This is a genomic window from Georgenia yuyongxinii (genome assembly GCF_006352065.1).
Classification (GTDB): Bacteria; Actinomycetota; Actinomycetes; order Actinomycetales; family Actinomycetaceae; genus Georgenia; species Georgenia yuyongxinii.
Map to the genome: position 1 here is coordinate 1,451,756 of NZ_CP040915.1, position 22,036 is coordinate 1,473,791.

A 22,036-nucleotide genomic window follows, 5' to 3' on the forward strand; every position below is an offset into this window, starting at 1 on the left:
CTTCCACCTCGTCGGCATCGGGGGCGCCGGCATGTCCGCGGTCGCGGAGCTCCTGCTCAGCCGCGGCCACGCCGTCTCCGGCTCCGACCAGCGCGACTCCGCCGTCCTGGCCCGCCTGCGCGGCCTCGGCGCCCAGGTGCACGTGGGCCACGACGGCGCCCACGTGCCCGCCGACGCCGCCGTGGTCGTCTCCACCGCCGTTCGCGAGACCAACCCCGAGCTGGCGGTGGCCCGCACCCGGGGGCAGCAAGTGCTCCACCGCTCACAGGCCCTGGCGCTGGCCGCGGCGGGCCTGGACTTCGTGGCGGTGGCCGGCGCGCACGGCAAGACCTCCACGTCCGCCATGCTCGCCGTCGCCCTGCGCGAGGCGGGCGAGGACCCCTCCTACGCCATCGGCGGCACCGTCCTGGCCCTGGGCACCGGCGCCCACCTGGGGCAGGGGCGCGCGTTCGTCGCCGAGGCCGACGAGTCGGACGGCTCCTTCCTCAACTACGCCCCCACGGTCGCCGTGGTCACCAACATCGAGCCCGACCACCTCGACCACCACGGCTCCGAGGCCGCCTTCCGGCAGGCCTTCGAGGACTTCGCCGGCCGCATCGTGCCCGGCGGCCTGCTCGTGGCCTGTGCCGACGACCCCGGCGCCCTCGCGCTCGCCCGGCACGCCGCGGCGGCCGGGATCCGCGTGCGCACCTACGGCACCGGCCCCGGGGACCTGCCCGGGCACGTGCGGATGGACCTCACCGAGCTGGGGCCCCGCGGGTCCACGGCCGTCCTGCACGACGACGCACGCCAGGAGCCGCTCGAGCTCGCCGTCGGCGGGGCGCACATGCTGCTCAACGCCGCCGGCGCGTGGTGCGCGGGGGTCGAGCTCGGCGTGGCGCCGGACGTCATGGCGCGGGCGCTGGGCGCCTTCACCGGCACCGGGCGCCGCTTCGAGGAGAAGGGCGCCGCCGCCGGCGTCCGCGTGGTCGACGACTACGCCCACCACCCCACCGAGGTGGCCGCCACGCTGCGCACCGCCCGGCTCGCCGCCGCGGGTGGCCGGGTGCTGGCGCTGTTCCAGCCGCACCTGTACTCGCGCACCCAGAACTTCGCGGGCGCCTTCGCCGAGGCGCTCGCCCTGGCCGACGAGGTGGTCGTGACCGACGTGTACGCCGCGCGGGAGGACCCCCTGCCCGGCGTGGACGGCTCGCTCATCACCGACGCGATGAGCGCCGCCGCCGCCCGGTACGTGCCCGACCGGATCGAGGCCGCCCGTGCCCTGGCCGACCTCGCCCGGCCCGGCGACCTGGCCATGACGGTCGGCGCCGGGGACGTCACCGAGCTGGGCGCGGTGATCCTCGACCGGCTGCGGGAGCGGGCATGAGGCCGCCCGCCGCACCCCGGCAGCCGCGTCGCCCCGCCCCCCGGCCCGCCCCGCGTTCCACCGCTCGACCGGCCGCCGGCACCGAGGTGACCGTGCGCCCACCCGCGGAGCGCCGCGCACCGGCAAGCCCGGCCCAGGCGCGCCCGGCCCAGGCACGGCCGGTCGGCACCGGGAACGTGCTCGGCCGCGGCGGCGGGCAACGGGTCAGCACCGGCCTCACCGCCCGGATGGCCGAGCGCGAAGCCGCGGCCCGACGGTTGCGGCTGGTGCGTGCCGCCGTCGCCGCCGGGGTGCTCGCCGTCCTCGCGGCGGTGGCCTGGGTGCTGCTGGCCTCGCCGGTGCTGGCGCTGGAGGAGGTCGAGGTGACCCTCACCGGCACCACAGTGGACGAGGCCACCGTGCGGGCCGTCGTCGAGCCTGAGCTCGGCACGCCGCTGCTGCGCGTGAGCACCTCCGCGATCACCGCACGCCTGAGGGACATCCCCCAGGTCGAGAAGGCGCAGGTGGTCCGGTCCTGGCCCCGGGGCGTCGCCGTGAGCGTCGTGGCTCGCGAGCCGGTCGCAGCCGTCGCGCAGGGCGAGGGCTGGGTCCTGCTCGACGCCGACGGCGTGCAGGTCGCCGCGGGCGGCGCGGTGCCCGAGGGCCTGCCGCAGGTCACGGTCCCGCTGGACGCGGCCGACGAGACGGCGCCGGCACTGCGGGCCGTGCTCGCGGTGCTGGCCGCCCTGCCCGAGGACGTCCTCGGCCAGGTCGCCACCGCGGGAGCCTCCGGCACCGCGCAGGTCACGCTCACCCTGGACGACGGCGCCACGGTCCGGTGGGGCAGCGCGCAGGAGAGCGAGCTGAAGACGCAGGTGCTGCGGGTGCTCCGGCAGCAGACCGCGGGGGTGTACGACGTGAGCGTGCCCCGCTCGCCGACCACCTCGTGAGGGCGGCCGAGGAGGCGCGCACCACATGCCGCGCGACACGCACCCCATGGTGATTGCCCCGCCCCGGCCGGGGACCTAGCGTCCTCGGTGGGGGCAGGAAATGACATAAGTCTAACCCTGAAGTAGAGGTTGAGGGTTGGCTCGAGGATGACGACGAGAGGGACCGACGTGGCGGCACCGCAGAACTACCTGGCAGTGATCAAGGTGGTGGGCATCGGCGGTGGCGGCGTGAACGCCGTCAACCGGATGATCGAAGTCGGTCTGAAGGGCGTGGAGTTCATCGCCATCAACACCGACGCGCAGGCCCTGCTCATGTCCGATGCGGACGTCAAGCTCGACGTCGGCCGCGAGCTGACCCGCGGGCTGGGCGCCGGCGCCGATCCCGAGGTCGGCAAGAAGGCCGCCGAGGACCATGCGGAGGACATCGAGGAGGTCCTGCGCGGGGCCGACATGGTCTTCGTGACCGCTGGCGAGGGTGGCGGCACCGGCACCGGAGGCGCGCCCGTCGTCGCGCGCATCGCCCGGAGCCTCGGTGCGCTGACCATCGGCGTCGTCACCCGGCCGTTCACCTTCGAGGGGCGGCGCCGCTCCGTCCAGGCCGACTCCGGCATCGACGCCCTGCGTGCCGAGGTCGACACCCTCATCGTCATCCCCAACGACCGGCTGCTCTCGATCAGCGACCGCGGCGTCTCCGTCCTGGACGCCTTCAAGTCCGCCGACCAGGTGCTCCTCTCCGGCGTCCAGGGCATCACCGACCTCATCACCACCCCGGGCCTGATCAACCTCGACTTCGCCGACGTGAAGTCCGTCATGCAGGGCGCGGGCAGCGCGCTCATGGGCATCGGCTCGGCACGCGGCGAGGACCGCGCCGTCCAGGCCTCCGAGCTGGCGATCTCCTCGCCGCTGCTCGAGGCCAGCATCGACGGCGCGCACGGTGTGCTGCTGTCCATCCAGGGTGGCTCCGACCTCGGTCTGTTCGAGATCCACGAGGCCGCCCGCCTGGTCCAGGAGGCCGCCCACCCCGAGGCCAACATCATCTTCGGCGCGGTCATCGACGACGCGCTGGGCGACGAGGTCCGCGTGACCGTCATCGCCGCCGGCTTCGACGAGGGCAGCGGCCCGTCCTCCAGCGGCAAGCTCGCCAGCCGGATCAACCCCGCCGCTGCGGCGCCCGCGGCTCCGGCCGTCGTGACTCCCAGCGAGCCGGCGCCGGAGCTCAGCGAGCCCACCCACCGCGCCGCGCCCAGCCCGGCCGAGCCCGTGCCGGCGCCCCTGGCCCCGGAGCCGGTGGCCGAGCCGGTGCCGGCCTTCATCGGCGCCGACGGGGAGTTCCCGCGGACCCGGTCCTTCGAGGTCCCGCGGGTCTTCGACGAGGAGCCGGTGCGCGCCCGCCGCGACGAGGACCTGGACATCCCCGACTTCCTCAAGTGATCCTCTGGGGCGAGCTCGGTCCCGGTGCGCGAGGTGGGTTCACCACGCGCGCCGTGGGCAACCTCGCCCTCCACGTCGGGGACGACCCCGCCGCCGTCCGCGGCCACCGCGACCGCCTGGCGGCCACCCTCGGCGCGCCGGTGGCCTGGATGGACCAGGTCCACGGCGCGGCGGTGCGGGTGGTCGGCGGACAGCCCGGGGACACGTCGGCACCCGGTGACTCGGTGGGGGAGTGCGACGGGCTCGTCGCCACCTCGGCGGGCCGGCCGGATACCGCTGCCGCGGCCGTCGGCGTCCTCGTCGCCGACTGCGTCCCGGTGCTGCTCGCCGCCGCCGACGGCACCGTCGTCGCCGCCGCCCACGTGGGCCGTCAGGGGCTCGTCCGCGGTGTGCTCGAGGTCACCCTCGCCCGCCTCGCCGAGCACGGTGTGCCCGCGGACGCGCTGTACGCCGCCGTCGGGCCCAGCATCTGCGGGCGCTGCTACGAGGTGCCCACCCAGCTGCGTGACGACGTCGCCGCCGCGGTGCCCGGGACGGCCGCGACGACGTCGTGGGGCACCCCCGCCCTGGACCTCCCGGCCGGCGTCCTGCACACGCTCGCCGGCGCCGGTGTCACCCGCGTCCACCACCTCGCCCTGTGCACGCGCGAGGACGACCGGTTCTACTCCTACCGCCGGGCCGGCCCGGCGGCCGGTAACCGTACCGGCCGGTTCGCCGGCGTGGTCCGCACGGGCGGCGTCGTCCCTGTGAGGGTCCCCGGGGGTAGGGTGCGACACGCCGTCTGACGTGCTGCGACGCGTGCGGGGCCTGGTCTAGCGTCGGCAGGGACGGATCGGCGTGACCAGCGTCCGGCCGGCGGATGAGCGACGAGGAGCAGCGATGGCCGGAACAATGCGCAAGATGATGGAGTACCTGTCCCTGGCCGAGCCCGAGGACGAGCAGTACGAGGACGGCCCCGAGGCCGAGACCTACCGCGAGGAGGACGCCGTGCGAGCGGACGTGACCGAGCGCAGCGAGCACCGCGCGGAGGTCACCCCGATCTCCCGCGCCGCCGTCCTGCACACGGAGGAGGCCCCGGCCGTGGAGGACCTGCGTCGCATCGTCACGGTGCACCCCGCGACCTACCACGAGGCCCGGGTCATCGGCGAGGCGTTCCGCGAGGGCACGCCGGTCATCATGAACCTGACCGGGATGAGCGAGACCGAGGCCAAGCGCATGGTCGACTTCTCCGCTGGCCTGATCTTCGGACTTCGTGGCACCATCGAGCGGGTGACCAACCGTGTCTTCCTGCTCTCACCCGCCACCGTCGAGGTCGAGTCCGGCCGTCCCGACGACCGGTCCCCGGACCGGATCTTCAACCAGAGCTGAGTCTTGAACACCATCTTCGCGGTCATCGCCTTCCTGCTCCTGCTCTACATGCTCGTCCTCATCGCGAGGCTGGTGTTCGACTGGATCCAGGTCTTCGCCCGTACCTGGCGGCCCACGGGACCCGTGCTCGTGCTCGCCAACGGTGTCTACGCGCTGACCGACCCGCCCCTGCGCGCCCTGCGGCGCCTCATCCCGCCGCTGCGCCTGGGGCAGATCTCGATCGACCTGGGCTTCCTAGTCCTGTTTTTGGCCGTCTCGATCCTGCGCGGCGTTTTCGCCGGACTTTCCTGAGACGCCCTGCGGCCGATACTGTTCGGTCAAGTCCTCCTGACGGTCCGCTACGGTTGCTTCCGTGGGCAGCGGGTCCCAGGCCCACAGAAGAACGACACACGACACCGAGGTGACGACTAATGGCGCTGCTCACGGCAGATGACGTCCTCAACAAGAAGTTCCAGCCCACGAAGTTCCGTGAGGGCTACGACCAGGACGAGGTCGACGACTTCCTTGACGAGGTGGTCAACACGCTGCGTGTGGTGGCCGGGGAGAACGAGGAGCTCAAGGCCAAGCTGGCGGCCGCCGAGCGCCGCGTGACCGAGTTGAGCCGCGGCGAGGGGGCTGCCCGCCCCGCCGCCGAGGAGGTCCAGCCCGAGCCCGCCCCGGCGGCGCCCGCTGCGGCCCCCGCCTACGCCGCCCCGACCGCCGGCTCCGCCTCGGAGCCCGAGTCCGCCACCGGCATGCTCGCCCTGGCCCAGCGCCTGCACGACGAGTACGTGCGCAACGGCAAGGAGGAGGGTGAGCGGATCGTCGGCGAGGCCCAGCTCGAGGGCCAGCGGATCGTCAAGGAGGCCGAGGACCAGCACAACCGGACCCTCACCCAGCTCGAGCAGGAGCGCTCGCTCCTCGAGCGCAAGATCGACGAGCTGCGCACCTTCGAGCGCGACTACCGCACGCGCCTGAAGAGCTACCTCGAGTCGCTCCTGAGCAATGTCGAGGGCGGCGCCCGCGCCGAGGCCCTCTAGGCCCACCCGCAGACGACGGCGGTGACGACCCGGTGGGTCGTCACCGCCGTCGTTCATGGGACACTTCCCCTCGATGGACAACCAGCCTGCCTCCCCGCCCGTCGCACCCGCCCGACGCCGCCGCCGCCTGGTGCTGCTGGTCGTCCTGACCGTGGCGATCGCCGTCGTCGACCAGGCGACGAAGTACCTCGCCGAGGCGCGCCTGACCCGGGGCGAGGTCACCCCGCTGCTCGGTGACCTCCTCGGCCTGCAGCTCATCTACAACCCCGGGGCCGCCTTCTCCCTGGCCACCGGCATGACCTGGATCTTCACGATCGTCTCCGTGGTCGTCATCGTGGTCGTCGCGCGCATCGCCCGCCGGCTCGGGTCGGCGTGGTGGGCGGTCGCGCTCGGCATGCTCCTGGGAGGCTGCCTGGGCAACCTCTACGACCGGCTCTTCCGCGAGCCCGGCTTCCCCGAGGGGCACGTCGTCGACTTCATCAGCTACGGCGGATACTTCATCGGCAACGTGGCCGACATCGCCATCGTCGGGGCCGCGATCCTCATCGCGCTCCTCGCGGTGCGCGGGCGCGAGGTGGACGGATCCCTCGCGGCCCACCGGCACGAGACGGAGCCGGCCGCGAACGGCGCGGAGGCCGCCGCGGGCCGGGGCACCCACGATGCCTGAGACCCGCTCCCTGCCCGTCCCCGACGGCCTCGCCGGCGAACGGGTCGACGCCGGCCTCGCCCGGCTGCTCGGGTTCTCCCGCACGCGCGCCGCCGAGCTCGCCACCGCGGGCCACGTGACCCTCGACGGGCGCGCCCTGGGCAAGTCCGACCGGCTCGTGGCGGACGGCTGGCTCGTGGTCACGCTGCCCGACGTCGCCCCCGCCACCACCGCGGCCCCGGTGGCCGTCGAGGGCATGGAGATCCGGTTCGAGGACGACGACGTCGTCGTGGTCGACAAGCCCGTCGGCGTCGCCGCGCACCCCAGCCCCGGCTGGGACGGGCCCACCGTCGTCGGTGCGCTGGCCGCCGCCGGGCACCGCGTCTCCACCTCCGGGCCGGCCGAGCGGCAGGGCGTCGTGCACCGCCTCGACGTCGGCACCTCCGGGCTCATGGTCGTCGCGAAGTCCGAGCTCGCCTACACGGTGCTCAAGCGGGCCTTCAAGGAACGCACCGTCGAGAAGGTCTACCACGCGCTCGTCCAGGGCCACCCCGACCCCTCGGCCGGCACCATCGACGCCCCCATCGGCCGCCATCCCGTCCAGGACTACAAGATGGCCGTGGTCGCCGGGGGCAAGGAGTCCGTCACCCACTACGAGACCCTCGAGGCGATGCCCGGGGCGTCGCTGCTGGAGGTGCACCTGGAGACCGGGCGCACCCACCAGATCCGCGTCCACGCCGCCGCGGTACGGCACCCGTGCGTGGGCGACCTCACCTACGGCGCCGACCCGCGCCTGGCGCAGCGGCTGGGCCTGACCCGCCAGTGGCTCCACGCCGTGCGGCTCGGCTTCGACCACCCCAGGGGCCAGTGGATGCAGGTGACCAGCCCCTATCCCGAGGACCTCGCCTCGGCCCTGGAGAGGATGCGCGAGGGCACCCTGCGATGAGCGGCACACCTACGCACCCGGGCGGCGAGCCCGTCGTGCTGGACGACGGCGCCCCGGACGGCGTCGCCGTCGTGCGCGTGACCACCCGCGAGCAGCTCGAGCAGGCGTGGGAGGTACGCATGGAGGTCTTCGTCGACGAGCAGCAGGTGCCCACCGAGGAGGAGATCGACGACCTCGACACCGCCGCGACCACCTCCCACGTCCTCGCCGTCGACACCGCCACCGGCGCGGTGATCGGCACCGCTCGGCTCCTCTCCGAGGCGGACCACCCCGGCGAGGTGCACCTCGGCCGGCTGGCGGTGCGCGCCGCGGCCCGGAGCCGTGGTGTCGGCGCCCGACTGGTCGTCGCCATCGAGGGTCTGGCCCTTGCCGAGCACGCCGTGCGGGGTGCGGCGCCCGGCACGCTCGCCGTCACCGTGGTGCTCTCCGCGCAGGAGGCCGCGATGGGTTTCTACGCGCGGCTGGGCTACGCGGTGGTCAACGGCGAGCGGTACCTCGACGCCGGCATCTGGCACCAGGACATGGCCCACACGGTCGCCTCCTGAGGCTCCAGAAGGGGTGTGGGACGCGCCGCGCGTGACACACCGGCGCGTCCCAGCACTGTCGGTGGGCCGACCTAGACTGACCCGCATGGCTGCCGGTGGATCTGAAGACTTCGTTCACCTCCACGTGCACACCGAGTACTCGATGCTCGACGGCGCCGCGAAGCTCGACCCGCTCTTCGCCGAGGTGGACCGGCTGGGCCAGAAGGCCATCGCCATGACCGACCACGGCTACATGTTCGGGGCCTTCGACTTCTGGAACAAGGCCAAGAGCGCCGGCATCAAGCCGATCATCGGCGTCGAGGCCTACCTCACGCCCGGCACCGCCCGGGCGGACAAGACGCGGGTGCGCTGGGGCGACGAGTCCCAGTCCGACGACGACGTCTCGGCGCGCGGCTCGTACACCCACATGACCATGCTCGCCAGCACCACCGAGGGCATGCACAACCTCTTCCGGATGGCCTCCCTCGCCTCCCTCGACGGGCAGATGGGCAAGGCCCCGCGGATGGACCGCGAGCTGCTCACCACCTACGGCAAGGGCCTGATCGCCACCACCGGCTGCCCCTCCGGCGAGGTCCAGACCCGCATCCGGCTGGGCCAGTACGACGAGGCGCGCCGCGCCGCCGCCGAGTTCCAGGACATCTTCGGCAAGGAGAACTACTACGTCGAGCTGATGCAGCACGGGCTCGACATCGAGTCCCGCGTCATCCCGGACCTGCTGCGCCTGTCGAAGGACATCGGCGCTCCGCTGCTGGCCACCAACGACTCCCACTACGTCAAGGCCGAGGACCACACCACGCACGACGCGCTGCTGTGCATCAACTCCGGCTCGGTCCTGGCCGACCCGAACCGGTTCCGGTTCACCGGGGACACCTACTACGTCCGCCCGGCAGCCGAGATGCGCGAGGTCTGGCGCGACCACCCCGACGCCTGCGACAACACCCTCGTCGTGGCCGAGCAGTGCGACGTCACTTTCCGCACCACCCGCGACGGCGCCAACTACATGCCGGTCTTCGAGGTGCCCGCGGGGGAGGACGAGCACTCCTGGTTCGTCAAGGAGGTCGAGCGGGGCCTGCACTACCGGTTCCCGAACGGCATCCCGGACGACGTGCGCAAGCAGGGCGAGTACGAGGTCGGCATCATCACCCAGATGGGCTTCCCGGGGTACTTCCTCGTCGTCGCCGACTACATCCGGTGGGCCAAGGAGCAGGGCATCCGCGTGGGGCCGGGCCGTGGCTCCGGTGCCGGGTCGATGGTCGCCTACGCGATGCGCATCACCGACCTCAACCCCCTCGAGCACGGGCTGATCTTCGAGCGGTTCCTCAACCCGGACCGTGTGTCCATGCCCGACTTCGACGTCGACTTCGACGAGCGCCGGCGCGGAGAGGTCATCGACTACGTCACCAAGAAGTACGGCGACGACCGCGTCGCCCAGGTGGTCACGTACGGCACGATCAAGGCCAAGCAGGCCCTGAAGGACTCCTCCCGGGTGCTCGGGTACCCCTACGCGATGGGGGAGAAGCTCACCAAGGCGATGCCGCCGACCATCATGGGCAAGGACATCACCCTCCAGGGCATCTTCGACCCCAAGGACAAGCGCTACGCCGAGGCCGAGGAGTTCCGGCAGGTCTACAACGCCGATCCCGAGGCGCAGAAGATCGTGGCCACGGCGCAGGGGCTCGAGGGCATCAAGCGGCAGTGGGGCGTGCACGCCTGCGCCGTGATCATGTCCTCCCACCCGCTGATGGACATCATCCCGCTCATGCGCCGCCCGCAGGACGGGGCGATCATCACGCAGTTCGACTACCCCACCTGCGAGGGCCTCGGCCTGCTGAAGATGGACTTCCTCGGCCTGCGCAACCTCACGGTCCTCGACGACGCGCTGAGCAACATCGTGGCCAACGGCAAGGAGGCGCCGGACCTCGAGCGCCTCACGCTGGACGACCCCGACACCTACGCCCTGCTCGCCCGCGGCGACACCCTCGGCGTGTTCCAGCTCGACGGCGGCGGCATGCGCACCCTGCTGCGCCTCATGCGCCCCGACAACTTCGAGGACATCTCCGCCGTCGGCGCCCTGTACCGCCCCGGCCCGATGGGCGCGAACTCGCACACCAACTACGCGCTGCGCAAGAACGGCCAGCAGAAGATCGAGCCGATCCACCCCGAGCTCGAGGAGCCGCTCCAGGACATCCTCGGCACGACCTACGGCCTGATCGTCTACCAGGAGCAGGTCATGGCGATCGCGCAGAAGGTCGCCGGGTTCACGCTCGGCCAGGCCGACCTGCTGCGCCGAGCCATGGGCAAGAAGAAGAAGTCGGAGCTGGACAAGCAGTTCGCCGGCTTCGAGGCGGGCATGCTCGAGCGCGGCTTCTCCAAAGCCGCCGTCAAGACCCTCTGGGACATCCTGCTGCCGTTCTCCGACTACGCCTTCAACAAGGCGCACTCGGCGGCCTACGGCGTCGTCTCGTACTGGACCGGCTACCTCAAGGCGAACTTCCCGGTCGAGTACATGGCGGCCCTGCTGACCTCGACGCAGGACAACAAGGACAAGCTCGGGATGTACCTGGCGGAGTGCCGCCACATGGGCATCACCGTGCTGCCCCCGGACGTCAACACCTCCGCCGCGAACTTCACCCCCGTCGGCGACGACATCCGCTTCGGCCTAGCGGGCATCCGCAACGTCGGCGCGAACGTGGTCCAGGCGATCCTCGCGACCCGGGAGAAGGGCGACTTCACCGCCTTCACCGACTTCCTCGACAAGGTGCCGGTCGTGGTGTGCAACAAGCGCACCATCGAGTCCCTCGTCAAGGCCGGCGCGTTCGACTCCCTCGGGCACACCCGCCGGGCGCTGGTCGCCCGCCACGAGGAGGCGATCGACGCCGTCGTCGACGTCAAGCGCAACGAGGCCGTGGGCCAGTTCGACCTCTTCGCCGCGCTGGGCGGCGACGACGCGGCGGGCGCCGGGTTCACCGTCGAGATCCCCGACCTGCCCGAGTGGGACAAGAAGCAGAAGCTGACCTTCGAGCGGCAGATGCTCGGGCTGTACGTGTCCGACCACCCCCTCGCCGGGCTCGAGCACGTGCTCCAGCGGGCGGCGGACACCCAGGTCGCGTCGCTGATCGAGGACGACTCGAGGCCCGACGGCGCGAGCGTGAACATCGCGGGCCTGGTCACCACGCTGCAGCGGAAGATGACCAAGAACGGCAACCCGTGGGCCATCGCCACGGTGGAGGACCTCACCGGCGCCATCGAGGTGCTGTTCTTCCCGCAGACGTTCGCCACCGTCTCCACGGCGCTGGCCGAGGACACCATCATCACGGTCAAGGGCCGGCTCAACCGCCGCGACGACATCCCCACGATCTACGCCCAGGAGATGACGTTGCCGGACGTCTCCGACCCCCAGGACGGCCCGGTGAGCCTGACGCTCCCGGCCAACCGGTGCACCGGGCCCGTCGTCGAGCAGCTGCGCGGCATCCTCGTCAACCACCCCGGACCCTCCGAGGTGCGGCTGCGGCTGACCAGCCCGGGCCGGGCGACCGTGATGAAGCTCGCGGACAACCTGCGGGTGGCGCCGAGCTCGGCGCTGTTCGGGGATCTCAAGGCCCTCCTCGGGCCGAGCTGCCTGGTGCACTGAGCGGCCGCCCCACCCGCCACGCCCGCCTCCTGCCCGCGAGATGTCATCTTCTCCGTGAGATGTCATCCTCTGGCGGTGGTTGCGCGTGCGACGCGGCTTGTCCACACGTGGATGTAGGGCTCCCGGCCTTGCCGGACATGTAGGGGTATAAGCGCGCCTCGACCCACCTGCGCACCGGCACGGCCGTCCGGTGCGACATGGCCTGTGGGACGCCGATCCTCGACGGCGCCGACGCGGCGGCCTTCCGGAGCATGTTCGAGGACCTCCACGACGACCTGGTGCGGTTCGTCGAGCGCCGCACCGGGCCGGCCGGGGCGGAGGACGTCGCCGCGGTGGCCGCCGGCCTGGTCGTCCTGCCGCCCTGGGGTGCACCGGACCACGCATTCGCCACCTGGACCGCCGTGCCGGAGGAAGTCCCGGCCACCGAGCTGGAGAATCTGCTCGGCCAGCTCCCGTGCGACCCCGGTTCGTCGGGCGGCCCCAGCATGAGCTCCGGCGACGTGGTCCTCGCGGAAGAACGCGGCGACATCACGTTCGTGGTGACCGCCAGTCCCGTAGCGATGGCGCACTGCCTGCTCGTGGACGGGCACCCCACAGCTCCGGCTGGGGAAGCTTCGTGGAAGGTCCGGCGGGCCTGGGGCCGGCGGACGTCGACTCTGTCCTCGCCGTCGGCGGCGGCACGGGCGCCGAGAGATATATGGCGATCCTGGGTCGGGTAGGCACCGACGTCGTCGGCGTCGACGTGCACCCGCTCGTGTCACCCGACGATGCCCCGGCCCTCCCCGCTGAGCTGCCCGAGTCCGTGCAGGCGACCGTGGGGAGCGGCTACTACGACGCGTGGTGGCCCGGCGCCGGTGGGCAGTTCGAGCTGACGATCCACCTGGCCGACGGCTCCACGATCGAGCGGCTGCGGGCGTTCGCCCACGACCGCTGACCGCTCAGCCCACGCGGGCCGCGACGGTGCCCCCGGGCAGGTCGACCTCGACCAGCATCCCGCGTTCGAGCTGCCGGCCCCGGCGGGTCTCGACCTCGCCGTCGACGCTGACCTCGCCGTCGGCGACGAGGTCGCGGGCGTGCGCGCCGGACTCGGCGAGGTTGGCGAGCTTGAGGAACTGCCCCAGGCGGATGGTGCCCTCGATGGGCACGGTGGGGACGTCGTCGACGGTCATGACACCGATCGTGCCAGGCCCCCGCCCCGGCGTTGGTCGCGAGATGTCAGTTGCTCCCGTGATGGGACCTCCCGGGAGCAACTGGCAGCTCGGCGGGTGGGGTCAGTGGGCGGTGGGGGAGGCGGTGCGTGCGTCGGCGTCGTGGGTGATGCCGAAGCGGCGCCAGATGGCGGCGAGCAGGACGGCGGAGGCCACGGCGCAGCCGCCGAAGAGCAGGAAGTTCGAGCCCACGCCCAGCCCGGCGGCCAGCAGAAGGCCGCCGAGCTGCGGGGCGGCGACGGCGCCGACGCGGCCCACGCCGAGGCCGAAGCCGAGGGCGGTGCCGCGCAGGTTGGCCGGGTAGTACGTGGCGATGGCGGCGATGATCAGGGCCTGCGTGCCGTGGGTCCCCACCCCGGCGAGGACCAGGACGAGGTAGACCAGGGCGACCGGTGGCTGGGTGATGAGCGTGAGCAGGGCCACGCCGGCCAGCGCGGCGGCGAGGATGCCGGTGGGCACGGTGCCGAACCGGTCCCCGGCCCATGCCGTGGCGACGGACCCGACCACGGCGCCGAGGTTGAGGGCCAAGGCGAAGGTGAGTGCGGAGCCGAGGTCGTACCCGGCGATCTCCATGAGGTTCGGTAGCCAGGTGCCCAGCCCGTACCAGGCCATCAGGGTGACGACGGTGGCCAGCGCGAACATCACGGTGATCAGCAGGAACGGTGCCCGCAGCAGGGTGCCGAAGCCGGGCCGGTGCACATGGTTGGCGTGCGCGCGGGCGTGCCCGGCGTCGTTGGGCAGGACCTTCGCGGCGAGCGGGACGAGCAGGAGCAGCGCGACCAGCGCGACGGCGAACATCGGCCGCCAGCCGAACGCCGGGATGACCGGGATGCCGACCACCGCGGCGAACGACCCGCCGATCGGGACGCCGGACATCATCATCGTGGCGGTGGCCGCCCGCCAGCGCAGCGGGACCAGGTCCGCGGCGAGGGCGTTCGCGCTCGGCACGAGGCCGCCGAGGCCGAGCCCGGCCAGCAGGCGCAGCGCGCCGAACATCATCGGGTCGGTGGCGACGGCGCACAGGGCGGTGAACACGGACAGCACGACGGCGGAGCCGATGATGGTCCGCTTGCGGCCGAAGTGGTCGGCCAACCGTCCGGCGCCCAGCGCCCCGAGCGTCATGCCGAGGAACGCGACGGACCCGAGCGTGCCGGCCTGCGTGCTGTCCAGCGCCCACTCCTCCCGGAGCCGGGCCTGCACGGTGCCGTAGACGATCAGGTCGTAGCCGTCGAAGACGACGAACAGCCACGCGACCACGACTGCCGCGAGCCCGCGCCGGCTCAGCCGGGACGGCTGAAGCACGACCTGGTCCGCAGCTGCTGATCCGAGGGTTTGCTCCTGGGTGAGCGCCGCCATCGGGCCTCCTTGAGGGGATTTGTTCCGGTCGGGCGACTGAAACGTGTGGAGTAGGACCTTAGGCATGTGTTCCGCGCCACGAAAAGAGGTAGAGAGTAAATTCTGCACTCCATAAAGACGCCTGCCGGCCCAGTTCGTGAGGACGAGGACCCGACCGTGCGCGGCGACGCCGGGACGGGCGCGCCGCCGACGGGACGGGCGGCCCAGGGGCCGCGGTGCGGTGGGAACTAGGATCGGCCTCATGCTCCAACGCCTCGACCTGCGTGGTCAGACCCTGTCCGCAGCCGAGCTCACGTCCGTGCTGCCGCGTGCGGCGCTCGACGTCGAGGCCGCGATGGCCCAGATCCGCCCGGTCATCGACGACGTCCGCGCCCGCGGTGCGGCCGCGCTGCGCGACCTCGGCGAGCGCTTCGACGGCGTGCGTCCCGAGCACCTGCGGGTGCCGGCCGACGTCATCGCCAACTCCCTCGAGCAGCTCGAGCCGGCGGTGCGGGAGGCGCTGGAGATCTCCATCGCCCACAACCGGGCCGGGCACACCGCGCAGCTGCCCCGCGAGACCTCCACTGAGATCATCGGCGGCGGCATGGTGCGCCAACGCTGGGTGCCGGTGCGCCGCGTGGGCCTGTACGTGCCGGGCGGCCTCGCCGTCTACCCCTCCAGCGTCGTCATGAACGCCGTGGCGGCACAGGTGGCCGGGGTCGAGCAGCTGGCCGTCGCGAGTCCGCCCCAGAAGGATTTCGGCGGGCTGCCGCACCCGGTGATCCTGGCAGCCTGCGCGCTCCTCGACGTGAAGGAGGTCTACGCCGTCGGCGGCGCCCAGGCTGTGGCGATGTTCGCCCACGGCGCCCGGGTCGAGACCGACACCGACAGGGCCGACGCCGCGGCGGCCGGGCTGACCGGTGACCTGCTCTGCGAGCCCGTCGACGTCGTCACCGGCCCGGGCAACATCTACGTGGCCGCCGCCAAGCGCGCCGTCATGGGCACCGTCGGCATCGACGCGGAGGCCGGCACCACGGAGATCGCCGTGCTCGCCGACGCCACCGCGAACCCGGTGCACGTCGCGGTGGACCTGATGTCGCAGGCCGAGCACGACCCCGCCGCCGCTTCCGTCCTCATCACCGACTCAGCGGAGCTCGCGGACGCGGTCGACGCCGAGATCGCCCGCCGGGTGCCGGCCACCAAGCACGCCGAGCGCATGCGCACGGCACTGAGCGGGCCACAGTCGGGCACCGTGCTCGTCGCCGATCTGGACCAGGCCGTTGCCGTCGCCGACGCCTATGGCGCGGAGCACCTGGAGATCCAGACCGCGGACGCCGCCGCAGTCGCCGCCCGGATCCGTAACGCCGGCGCCATCTTCGTCGGCCCGTACTCCCCGGTGCCGCTCGGTGACTACCTCGCCGGCTCCAACCACGTGCTGCCCACCGGCGGCACCGCCCGGTTCGCCAGCGGGCTGAACGTCACGGCGTTCATCAAGTCCGTCCAGGAGATCGAGTACGACGAGACCGCGCTCAAGCAGCTGGCCGCGCCGCTCACCGCGCTGGCCACCTCGGAGGACCTGCCCGCCCACGCCGAGGCGGTCAACGTCCGGTTCGAGTAGGCCGGCGGCCGCCTCGGGATCAGCGCTGGGCGAGCACGAACGGGTAGACCGCCGCCGCGCCGGCCTCGCGCAGCAGGCGTGCCGCCACCGTCAGCGTCCAGCCGGAGTCGGTGAAGTCGTCGACCAGCACCACAGTCCGCCCCGGCAGCCCGGCCAGCGCGGCGTCGGAGAGCTGCAGCTGCAGCCGCCGGTGCACCCCGGCGAGGCGTTGGGCCGAGTTGACGTCGTGCCGGCCGGGCGGCAAGGCGGGCGCCGGCATGACCTTGCCCACGGCCGGGGCACGCAGGATCTGTGCGACGCCGTGGGCCAGGTGGGCGACGAGCTCGGGCCGCGTCGTGGAACCGATCATGACGACGCCGTCGACACCGGCAGACCCGTCGCCGCGCCTCAGTGCCGAGGCCCATTCCTGCAGGACCTGCTGCACGGGCCGCTGCAACGCCGCGGGCAGGCGGCCGTCGCGGCCGTGTGCGGCCTCGACGGTCTCGACCGCCGCCGGCGCGGCCCCGTGCCCGGGCTCGAGCAGCTCCCGGAGCGGCATGGACCAGCCGAGCCCGTCGAGGCGGGCCAGCGCCCGGCCGTCCTCGGCCCGCTGGTCGTCGGAGATCTTCCCGCGCAGGTCCAGCCCCAGGGCGTCCATCCCGGTCGGCCACTGCCGCCGCGGACTGACTTCGATACCCGGGCGGTCCATGCGTGAGCGGGTCTCCTGAACGGCTGACGCGTCGACGCCCGGGTCCAGCATCATGCCGCCGCACAGGTCGCACCGCCCGCAGCGCCACCCGGCCGTGAGCTCGGGATCATCAAGCTGGGCGCGCAGGTACGCCATCCGGCAGTCGCTGCTTCCGAGCCGCTGGTAGTCGAGCATCGCCTGCTGCTCGGCCTCGCGGGTGGCGGCGACGCGGGCGTAGCGGTCGCCGTCGTAGGACCACTCTTGCCCGGTGGCCTCCCATCCGCCGCGGATCCGGCGGACGGCGCCGTCGACGTCGAGAACCTTGAGCATGGTCTCGAGCCGGTTCCGGCGCAGGTCCACCTGGGTCTCCAGCCTGGCCGTGGACATCGGGCCGCCGGTGGCCAGCGCGCTGAGGGTGTCGCGCACCGCCGGCTCGGGCGGGAAGGACAGAGAGCCGAAGTAGTCCCAGATGTCTTGGTCCTCGGCCCCGGGCAGCAGCACGACATCGGCGCGGTCGACGCCACGGCCGGCGCGGCCTACCTGCTGGTAGTACGCGATCGGCGACGACGGCGCCCCGAGGTGGATGACGAAGGCCAGGTCGGGCTTGTCGAACCCCATGCCGAGCGCCGACGTCGCGATCAGTGCCTTGACGCGGTTGGCCTTGAGGTCGGCCTCGAGCTGTTCGCGCTCGGCGGTGTCGGTCTGCCCGGTGTAGGCGCGGACCTCGTGCCCGGCGGCCCGTAGCTGCTCGGCGACCTGCTGGGCGGCAGCGACCGTGAGCGTGTAGACGATGCCGGAGCCGTCGTAGCGGCCGAGCTGCTGGGCGAGCCAGGCGACCCGGCTGGGCTGGTCGGGCAGGCGCAGCACGCCCAGATGCAGGGACGGACGGTCCAGGGACCCGCGCAGGACCAGCACGTCGTCGTCGCGCTGGCCGACGGCGAGCTGCTCGGCGACGTCGGTGGTCACCCGTGCGTTCGCGGTGGCCGTGGTGGCGAGCACCGGGATTCCTGCGGGCAGGTCACCGAGAAGGGTGCGGATGCGGCGGTAGTCGGGACGGAAGTCGTGGCCCCAGTCGGAGATGCAGTGGGCCTCGTCGACGACGACGAGCCCCGCGCTCGCGGCGAGCCGGGGGAGGACCGCGTCGCGGAAGTCGGGGTTGTTCAGGCGCTCGGGCGAGCAGAGCAGGACGTCGACCTCGCCGGCGGCGATGGCGGCGTGGACGTCGTCCCACTCGGTGACGTTGGAGGAGTTGATGGTGACGGCGCGGATGCCCGCGCGTGCCGCTGCGCTGATCTGGTCGCGCATCAACGCGAGGAGCGGGGAGATGATGACAGTGGGTCCGGCGGGTGCGCCGCCTGCCGCACCGGCACGAAGCAGCGCCGTGGCGACGAAGTAGACCGCGGACTTGCCCCATCCGGTGCGTTCGACCACGAGGGCGCGGCGGTGGTGGGCGACGAGCGCCTCGATCGCTGTCCACTGGTCCTCCCGAAGGCGCGCGCCGGGCCGGTCCACCAGGGCGCGCAGGGCTGCCTCGGCCTGGTGGCGCAGCGGACTGTCCGCAGCGGCGGGCGTGGTGCTCGGGGCAAGGTCGGTCATGGGCGGTCCTCTCGGTGGGTCTCCACGCTCTCACAGTCGCCGAGCCACCCGGCGGCCACCTGTGGGTCGGTGGCGGGCAGCTCTGGGGGCACGGGTGACAGGGGCGGTGGTGGGTTGTCGGGCGTGCGATCGGAACGGCGGTCATCGTGGACATCGCGCCTCCTCGAACGTTTGTTCGACCCTACGGCCGGGCACTGACATCCGGCCGAACGGCCGATCGACGGGGTGGACGAACGGATCGCCAGGCGGGCGTCGCGGAGGGATGTGAGGACCGACAAAGCGCATGTGACGTGCACGCAACTGACGTAAACGTCGTTTAGCCTTCCCGCGGAAGCGCGCCGAGGCGTCACAGAAGCCCGGGGCCCGGGCGGTTCGGTGAAGCGCCCAAGCCGCGGAAGCCCAGAGGTGTTTCCGCGGAAGCGCCCGAGCCACCGCGGCGTCCACGTGCAGAAGCACGTGGATGAGTGCCACGTCGATGCTTCCGCGGAAGAGTGACCGGTCCGTTCCTCGAACCGCGGTCCGACGGCCCGGCAGCCGCCACCTAGACTTGTGGCGTGACCACCCCTGCCTTCGAGGCGACCGAGAGAGCGGTGCGACTGCCCCTGCGCGCGGGTCTCGAGGGCCTCACCCCCTACGGCGCCCCGCAGCTGGACGTACCGGTCCTGCTCAACGTGAACGAGAACCCGTACCCGCCGTCCGACGCCGTTGTCGCGGACATCGCGGACGCCGTTGCCAAGGCCGCCCACGGGCTCAACCGTTATCCCGACCGTGACTTCCACGAGCTGCGCGCGGAGCTGGCCGAGTACCTGCGGGTGGAGTCGGGCGTCGCCGTCGTGCCGGAGCAAATCTGGGCGGCGAACGGCTCCAACGAGGTGATGCTGCACCTGCTGCAGGCCTTCGGCGGTACGGGTCGGTCGGTGCTCTCGTTCGCGCCGACCTACTCCATGTACCCCGAGTACGCGCGCGACACGCTCACCGGCTGGGTGGCCGGCCGCCGGGCCGAGGACTTCACCCTCGACGTGGACCACGCCCGCGCTCAGATCGCCGAGCACCGCCCGGCCGTGATCCTGCTGGCGAGTCCTAACAACCCGACGGGCACCGCGCTGCCGCTGAGCACCATCGAGGCGGTCTGCGAGGCCGCCGCCACCTCCGGACCTCCCGCGCCCGACGGCGGCACCACGGCCTCCGTCGTCGTGGTGGACGAGGCCTATGGCGAGTTCCGTCGCGAGGGCACCGCCAGCGCCTTGACCGTGCTGCCGCGCCACCCGCACCTCGCCGTCTCGCGGACGATGTCCAAGGCGTTCGGCATGGCCGGCCTGCGGCTGGGCTACCTCGCCGCCGCGCCGGCGCTGGTCGACCTGCTGCGTGTGGTGCGCCTGCCCTACCACCTCTCGGCCGTCACCCAGGCTGCGGCCCTCGCGGCGCTGCGGCACCGCGCGGAGCTGATGAGCCAGGTGGCCTCTCTGCGCGCCGAGCGGGACGATCTCGTGGTCTGGTTGCGCGACCACGGCCTGCAGGTGGCGGACTCCGATGCGAACTTCGTGCTGTTCGGGCTTTTCGATGACCGCCACGCCGTGTGGAATGGTCTGCTGGAACGCGGCGTCCTGATCCGTGAGGTCGGACCCGACGGCTGGTTGCGCGTGTCCGTGGGGACGCCGCGAGAGACGGCCGCCTTCAAGGCGGCCCTGGAGGAGGTGCTGGGCTGGTGACGACGGAGCAGGGCAGCGGGCGCACGGCGCTGGTGACGGAGCAGGACACGGGTCGCACGGGCCGGGTGGTGCGCAAGACCTCGGAGTCCGACGTCGTCGTCGAGCTGAACCTCGACGGGACGGGCCGCACGGACATCTCCACCACCGTGCCGTTCTACGACCACATGCTCACGGCGCTGGGCAAGCACTCGCTCATCGACCTGACCGTGCAGGCCTCGGGCGACACCGACATCGACGCGCACCACACGGTCGAGGACGTCGCGATCAGCATCGGTGAGGCACTGCGTGAGGCACTGGGCGACAAGAAGGGCATCTCCCGCTTCGGTGACGCCCTCGTGCCCCTGGACGAGGCGCTCGCCCAGGCGGTCGTCGACGTCTCCGGCCGCCCCTACCTGGTGCACTCCGGGGAGCCGGCCGGCCAGGAGTACCACCTCATCGGCGGGCACTTCACCGGGTCGCTGACCCGTCACGTCTTCGAGTCGATGGCCCACCACGCCGGGATCTGCCTGCACGTGCGTGTGCTCGCCGGCCGCGACCCCCATCACATCGTCGAGGCGCAGTTCAAGGCGCTCGCCCGCGCGCTGCGGGCCGCCGTCGCCCTGGACCCCCGCGTGGAGGGCGTGCCGTCCACCAAGGGGGCGCTATGACCGCTCCCGGCGGGCCGGGGAACGGGCCCCGCGACGACGGCGACAACCGCACCCCGGCGGACGAGGGCAACGGTGGTGACGCGCCCCTGACCGAGGCAGACGTCGAACGCATGCTCGCCGCCCTCGACGCCGTCGCGGAGGCGCCCGAACCGGGCACCGGGCAGGAAGCCGCACCGGACGCCCAGGCGACCATGGCCGAGCCTTCGCAGGGCCGACCGGGCGTCATCGCGCTCGTGCTCACCCCGGTCGCCTCCGCCCCCGCGCTGGCGGGCCTGTGCGCCATGAGCGGCATCGACGTCGACGTCGTGCCCACCACCTCCGGCGCCGTCGCCGTCCTGGAGATCGCCTCACGCGAGAAGGACGAGTGGGACATCGGTGAGCTCGTCGGCGAGGCCGGTGGGCCGAGCCTGCCGCCCGAGGCCGAGGACCTCGCCGCAAACCTCTCGCGGATGTCGCGGGCCGGCGTCGTCCTCATGACGGCGGAGCTCGCCACCGACGTCGGCATCGAGTCCGGCCTGTCCGGGCACATCCACGCCCGCCGCTACATCGGCGGCGAGCCCGACGGCGACGTCCCCGCCGGCCTCGTCCTCGCCAGTGCCGACCAGGTGGTCGAGGACCTCATCCTCGGCCGGGTGCGCGCCGCCGACGTCAACGGTCACCAGCGTTCTGGCACCATCCCGCGGTGGAAGGCGGCCCGGATGTTCACCCGCGGCCTGCGGAAGCGCAAGCCGTGAGCAGCGTCGCCGTCCTGGACTACGGCTCGGGGAACGTGCGCTCGGCGGTGCGTGCCCTTGAGCGCGTCGGCGCCGACGTCGAGCTCACCGCCGACCCCGACGCCGTCGCGGCCGCCGACGGCCTCGTCGTGCCGGGCGTCGGTGCGTTCGCCGCCGTCATGGAACAGCTGCGCGGCGTCGGCGGAGACCGCATGATCGAGCGCCGGCTGGCCGGGGGTCGCCCGGTGCTAGGCATCTGCGTGGGCCTGCAGGTCATGTTCACCGCCGGTACCGAACATGGCGTGACCACGCCGGGCCTGGACCAGTGGCCCGGTGAAGTGGTGCGCCTCGAGGCCGACGTCGTCCCGCACATGGGCTGGTCCACCGTCGCCCCGCCCGAGGACACGGTCCTGTTCCGCGGGGTCGAGGACCAGCGCTTCTACTTCGTGCACTCCTACGCCGTCCAGACCGACCCCGCGGAGGCGCTGCGCTCGGACGCCCCGATGCGTGAGCCGCTGATCACCTGGGCCGAGCACGGTGCCCGGTTCGTGGCGGCGGTCGAGAACGGCCCGCTGTCCGCCACCCAGTTCCACCCCGAGAAGTCCGGTGACGCCGGGGCGCAGCTGCTGCGCAACTGGGTCGCCTCGCTGGGCTGAGAAGAA

At 72.7% G+C, this 22,036-nt stretch carries 21 protein-coding genes; 18 read left to right on the forward strand and 3 right to left on the reverse strand.

What is annotated here, in order from left to right:
• Positions 1 to 31 precede the first annotated feature (31 nt).
• The 13 genes from murC to FE374_RS06655 all read left to right on the forward strand — a co-directional run bounded on the left by murC (position 32) and on the right by FE374_RS06655 (position 12,815).
• Positions 32 to 1,366, forward strand: coding sequence for a UDP-N-acetylmuramate--L-alanine ligase (gene murC, locus FE374_RS06595; protein WP_223173711.1), 1,335 nt, complete (start codon positions 32 to 34; stop codon positions 1,364 to 1,366).
• Positions 1,363 to 2,295, forward strand: a complete 933-nt coding sequence (locus FE374_RS06600; protein WP_168205612.1) for a cell division protein FtsQ/DivIB — start codon at positions 1,363 to 1,365, stop codon at positions 2,293 to 2,295. Before murC ends, FE374_RS06600 begins: the two co-directional genes overlap by 4 nt.
• Positions 2,296 to 2,463: 168 nt before the next feature.
• A complete protein-coding gene (ftsZ, locus tag FE374_RS06605) occupies positions 2,464 to 3,726 on the forward strand; it encodes a cell division protein FtsZ (RefSeq protein ID WP_139927780.1) in 1,263 nt (420 codons plus the stop codon).
• The gene (locus FE374_RS06610) at positions 3,723 to 4,511 is read left to right on the forward strand and encodes a polyphenol oxidase family protein (protein WP_139927781.1); all 789 of its coding nucleotides are present in this window, start codon (positions 3,723 to 3,725) and stop codon (positions 4,509 to 4,511) included. Before ftsZ ends, FE374_RS06610 begins: the two co-directional genes overlap by 4 nt.
• A 94-nt stretch (positions 4,512 to 4,605) precedes the next feature.
• Positions 4,606 to 5,094, forward strand: coding sequence for a cell division protein SepF (locus FE374_RS06615; RefSeq protein ID WP_139927782.1), 489 nt, complete (start codon positions 4,606 to 4,608; stop codon positions 5,092 to 5,094).
• 3 nt (positions 5,095 to 5,097) lie between these two features.
• Positions 5,098 to 5,385, forward strand: a complete 288-nt coding sequence (locus FE374_RS06620) for a YggT family protein (RefSeq protein ID WP_139927783.1) — start codon at positions 5,098 to 5,100, stop codon at positions 5,383 to 5,385.
• Between the two features lie 119 nt (positions 5,386 to 5,504).
• Positions 5,505 to 6,113 carry a DivIVA domain-containing protein gene (locus FE374_RS06625; protein ID WP_139927784.1) on the forward strand — a complete coding sequence of 203 codons (609 nt, stop codon included), beginning with the start codon at positions 5,505 to 5,507 and terminating at the stop codon, positions 6,111 to 6,113.
• A gap of 73 nt (positions 6,114 to 6,186) precedes the next feature.
• Positions 6,187 to 6,780 (forward strand): signal peptidase II, encoded by a 594-nt coding sequence (lspA, locus tag FE374_RS06630; protein WP_139927785.1) that lies wholly within the window; start codon positions 6,187 to 6,189, stop codon positions 6,778 to 6,780.
• Positions 6,773 to 7,705, forward strand: a complete 933-nt coding sequence (locus tag FE374_RS06635) for an RluA family pseudouridine synthase (RefSeq protein WP_139927786.1) — start codon at positions 6,773 to 6,775, stop codon at positions 7,703 to 7,705. The genes lspA and FE374_RS06635 overlap by 8 nt, the downstream gene beginning before the upstream one ends.
• Positions 7,702 to 8,250, forward strand: coding sequence for a GNAT family N-acetyltransferase (locus tag FE374_RS06640; protein WP_139927787.1), 549 nt, complete (start codon positions 7,702 to 7,704; stop codon positions 8,248 to 8,250). Before FE374_RS06635 ends, FE374_RS06640 begins: the two co-directional genes overlap by 4 nt.
• Before the next feature lie 85 nt (positions 8,251 to 8,335).
• Positions 8,336 to 11,881: a DNA polymerase III subunit alpha gene (gene dnaE, locus FE374_RS06645; RefSeq protein ID WP_139927788.1), complete on the forward strand. Its 3,546-nt coding sequence runs from the start codon at positions 8,336 to 8,338 to the stop codon at positions 11,879 to 11,881.
• 197 nt (positions 11,882 to 12,078) lie between these two features.
• Positions 12,079 to 12,600: a hypothetical protein gene (locus FE374_RS06650; RefSeq protein ID WP_139927789.1), complete on the forward strand. Its 522-nt coding sequence runs from the start codon at positions 12,079 to 12,081 to the stop codon at positions 12,598 to 12,600.
• Positions 12,579 to 12,815: a hypothetical protein gene (locus tag FE374_RS06655; RefSeq protein ID WP_139927790.1), complete on the forward strand. Its 237-nt coding sequence runs from the start codon at positions 12,579 to 12,581 to the stop codon at positions 12,813 to 12,815. Before FE374_RS06650 ends, FE374_RS06655 begins: the two co-directional genes overlap by 22 nt.
• Before the next feature lie 4 nt (positions 12,816 to 12,819).
• On the opposite strand, the gene FE374_RS06660 is transcribed toward FE374_RS06655, so the two are convergent.
• Both FE374_RS06660 and FE374_RS06665 read right to left on the reverse strand, forming a co-directional pair.
• Positions 12,820 to 13,050, reverse strand: a complete 231-nt coding sequence (locus FE374_RS06660) for an RNA-binding S4 domain-containing protein (RefSeq protein ID WP_139927791.1) — start codon at positions 13,048 to 13,050, stop codon at positions 12,820 to 12,822.
• 102 nt (positions 13,051 to 13,152) lie between these two features.
• A complete protein-coding gene (locus FE374_RS06665; protein ID WP_139927792.1) occupies positions 13,153 to 14,445 on the reverse strand; it encodes an MFS transporter in 1,293 nt (430 codons plus the stop codon).
• 241 nt (positions 14,446 to 14,686) lie between these two features.
• On the opposite strand from FE374_RS06665, the gene hisD reads away from it, so the two are divergent.
• A complete protein-coding gene (gene hisD / locus FE374_RS06670) occupies positions 14,687 to 16,042 on the forward strand; it encodes a histidinol dehydrogenase (protein ID WP_139927793.1) in 1,356 nt (451 codons plus the stop codon).
• A gap of 19 nt (positions 16,043 to 16,061) precedes the next feature.
• On the opposite strand, the gene FE374_RS06675 is transcribed toward hisD, so the two are convergent.
• A complete protein-coding gene (locus tag FE374_RS06675; protein ID WP_139927794.1) occupies positions 16,062 to 18,305 on the reverse strand; it encodes a RecQ family ATP-dependent DNA helicase in 2,244 nt (747 codons plus the stop codon).
• A gap of 554 nt (positions 18,306 to 18,859) precedes the next feature.
• Here FE374_RS06675 and FE374_RS06680 point away from each other — a divergent pair.
• Genes FE374_RS06680 through hisH form a run of 4 tightly spaced genes read left to right on the forward strand, consistent with a single transcriptional unit; the run spans position 18,860 to position 22,030 of the window.
• Entirely contained in the window at positions 18,860 to 20,014 is a 1,155-nt protein-coding gene (locus tag FE374_RS06680) for a histidinol-phosphate transaminase (protein WP_139927795.1), read from the forward strand.
• A complete protein-coding gene (gene hisB, locus FE374_RS06685) occupies positions 20,011 to 20,661 on the forward strand; it encodes an imidazoleglycerol-phosphate dehydratase HisB (protein ID WP_388042817.1) in 651 nt (216 codons plus the stop codon). The genes FE374_RS06680 and hisB overlap by 4 nt, the downstream gene beginning before the upstream one ends.
• Positions 20,658 to 21,395 carry a hypothetical protein gene (locus tag FE374_RS06690; RefSeq protein WP_139927796.1) on the forward strand — a complete coding sequence of 246 codons (738 nt, stop codon included), beginning with the start codon at positions 20,658 to 20,660 and terminating at the stop codon, positions 21,393 to 21,395. Before hisB ends, FE374_RS06690 begins: the two co-directional genes overlap by 4 nt.
• On the forward strand, positions 21,392 to 22,030 hold the full coding sequence (hisH, locus tag FE374_RS06695; RefSeq protein WP_139927797.1) for an imidazole glycerol phosphate synthase subunit HisH: 639 nt from the start codon (positions 21,392 to 21,394) through the stop codon (positions 22,028 to 22,030). The genes FE374_RS06690 and hisH overlap by 4 nt, the downstream gene beginning before the upstream one ends.
• The last annotated feature ends 6 nt before the right edge of the window (positions 22,031 to 22,036 follow it).

Coding starts and splice junctions, on each gene's coding strand:
- murC (WP_223173711.1), top strand. CDS start 32: ATGTCCGCGGTCGCGGAGCTCCTGCTCAGCCGCGGCCACGCCGTCTCC.
- FE374_RS06600 (WP_168205612.1), top strand. CDS start 1,363: ATGAGGCCGCCCGCCGCACCCCGGCAGCCGCGTCGCCCCGCCCCCCGG.
- FE374_RS06615 (WP_139927782.1), top strand. CDS start 4,606: ATGGCCGGAACAATGCGCAAGATGATGGAGTACCTGTCCCTGGCCGAG.
- FE374_RS06625 (WP_139927784.1), top strand. CDS start 5,505: ATGGCGCTGCTCACGGCAGATGACGTCCTCAACAAGAAGTTCCAGCCC.
- lspA (WP_139927785.1), top strand. CDS start 6,187: ATGGACAACCAGCCTGCCTCCCCGCCCGTCGCACCCGCCCGACGCCGC.
- FE374_RS06635 (WP_139927786.1), top strand. CDS start 6,773: ATGCCTGAGACCCGCTCCCTGCCCGTCCCCGACGGCCTCGCCGGCGAA.
- FE374_RS06640 (WP_139927787.1), top strand. CDS start 7,702: ATGAGCGGCACACCTACGCACCCGGGCGGCGAGCCCGTCGTGCTGGAC.
- dnaE (WP_139927788.1), top strand. CDS start 8,336: ATGGCTGCCGGTGGATCTGAAGACTTCGTTCACCTCCACGTGCACACC.
- FE374_RS06650 (WP_139927789.1), top strand. CDS start 12,079: ATGGCCTGTGGGACGCCGATCCTCGACGGCGCCGACGCGGCGGCCTTC.
- FE374_RS06655 (WP_139927790.1), top strand. CDS start 12,579: ATGGCGATCCTGGGTCGGGTAGGCACCGACGTCGTCGGCGTCGACGTG.
- FE374_RS06660 (WP_139927791.1), bottom strand. CDS start 13,050: ATGACCGTCGACGACGTCCCCACCGTGCCCATCGAGGGCACCATCCGC.
- FE374_RS06665 (WP_139927792.1), bottom strand. CDS start 14,445: ATGGCGGCGCTCACCCAGGAGCAAACCCTCGGATCAGCAGCTGCGGAC.
- hisD (WP_139927793.1), top strand. CDS start 14,687: ATGCTCCAACGCCTCGACCTGCGTGGTCAGACCCTGTCCGCAGCCGAG.
- FE374_RS06675 (WP_139927794.1), bottom strand. CDS start 18,305: ATGACCGACCTTGCCCCGAGCACCACGCCCGCCGCTGCGGACAGTCCG.
- FE374_RS06690 (WP_139927796.1), top strand. CDS start 20,658: ATGACCGCTCCCGGCGGGCCGGGGAACGGGCCCCGCGACGACGGCGAC.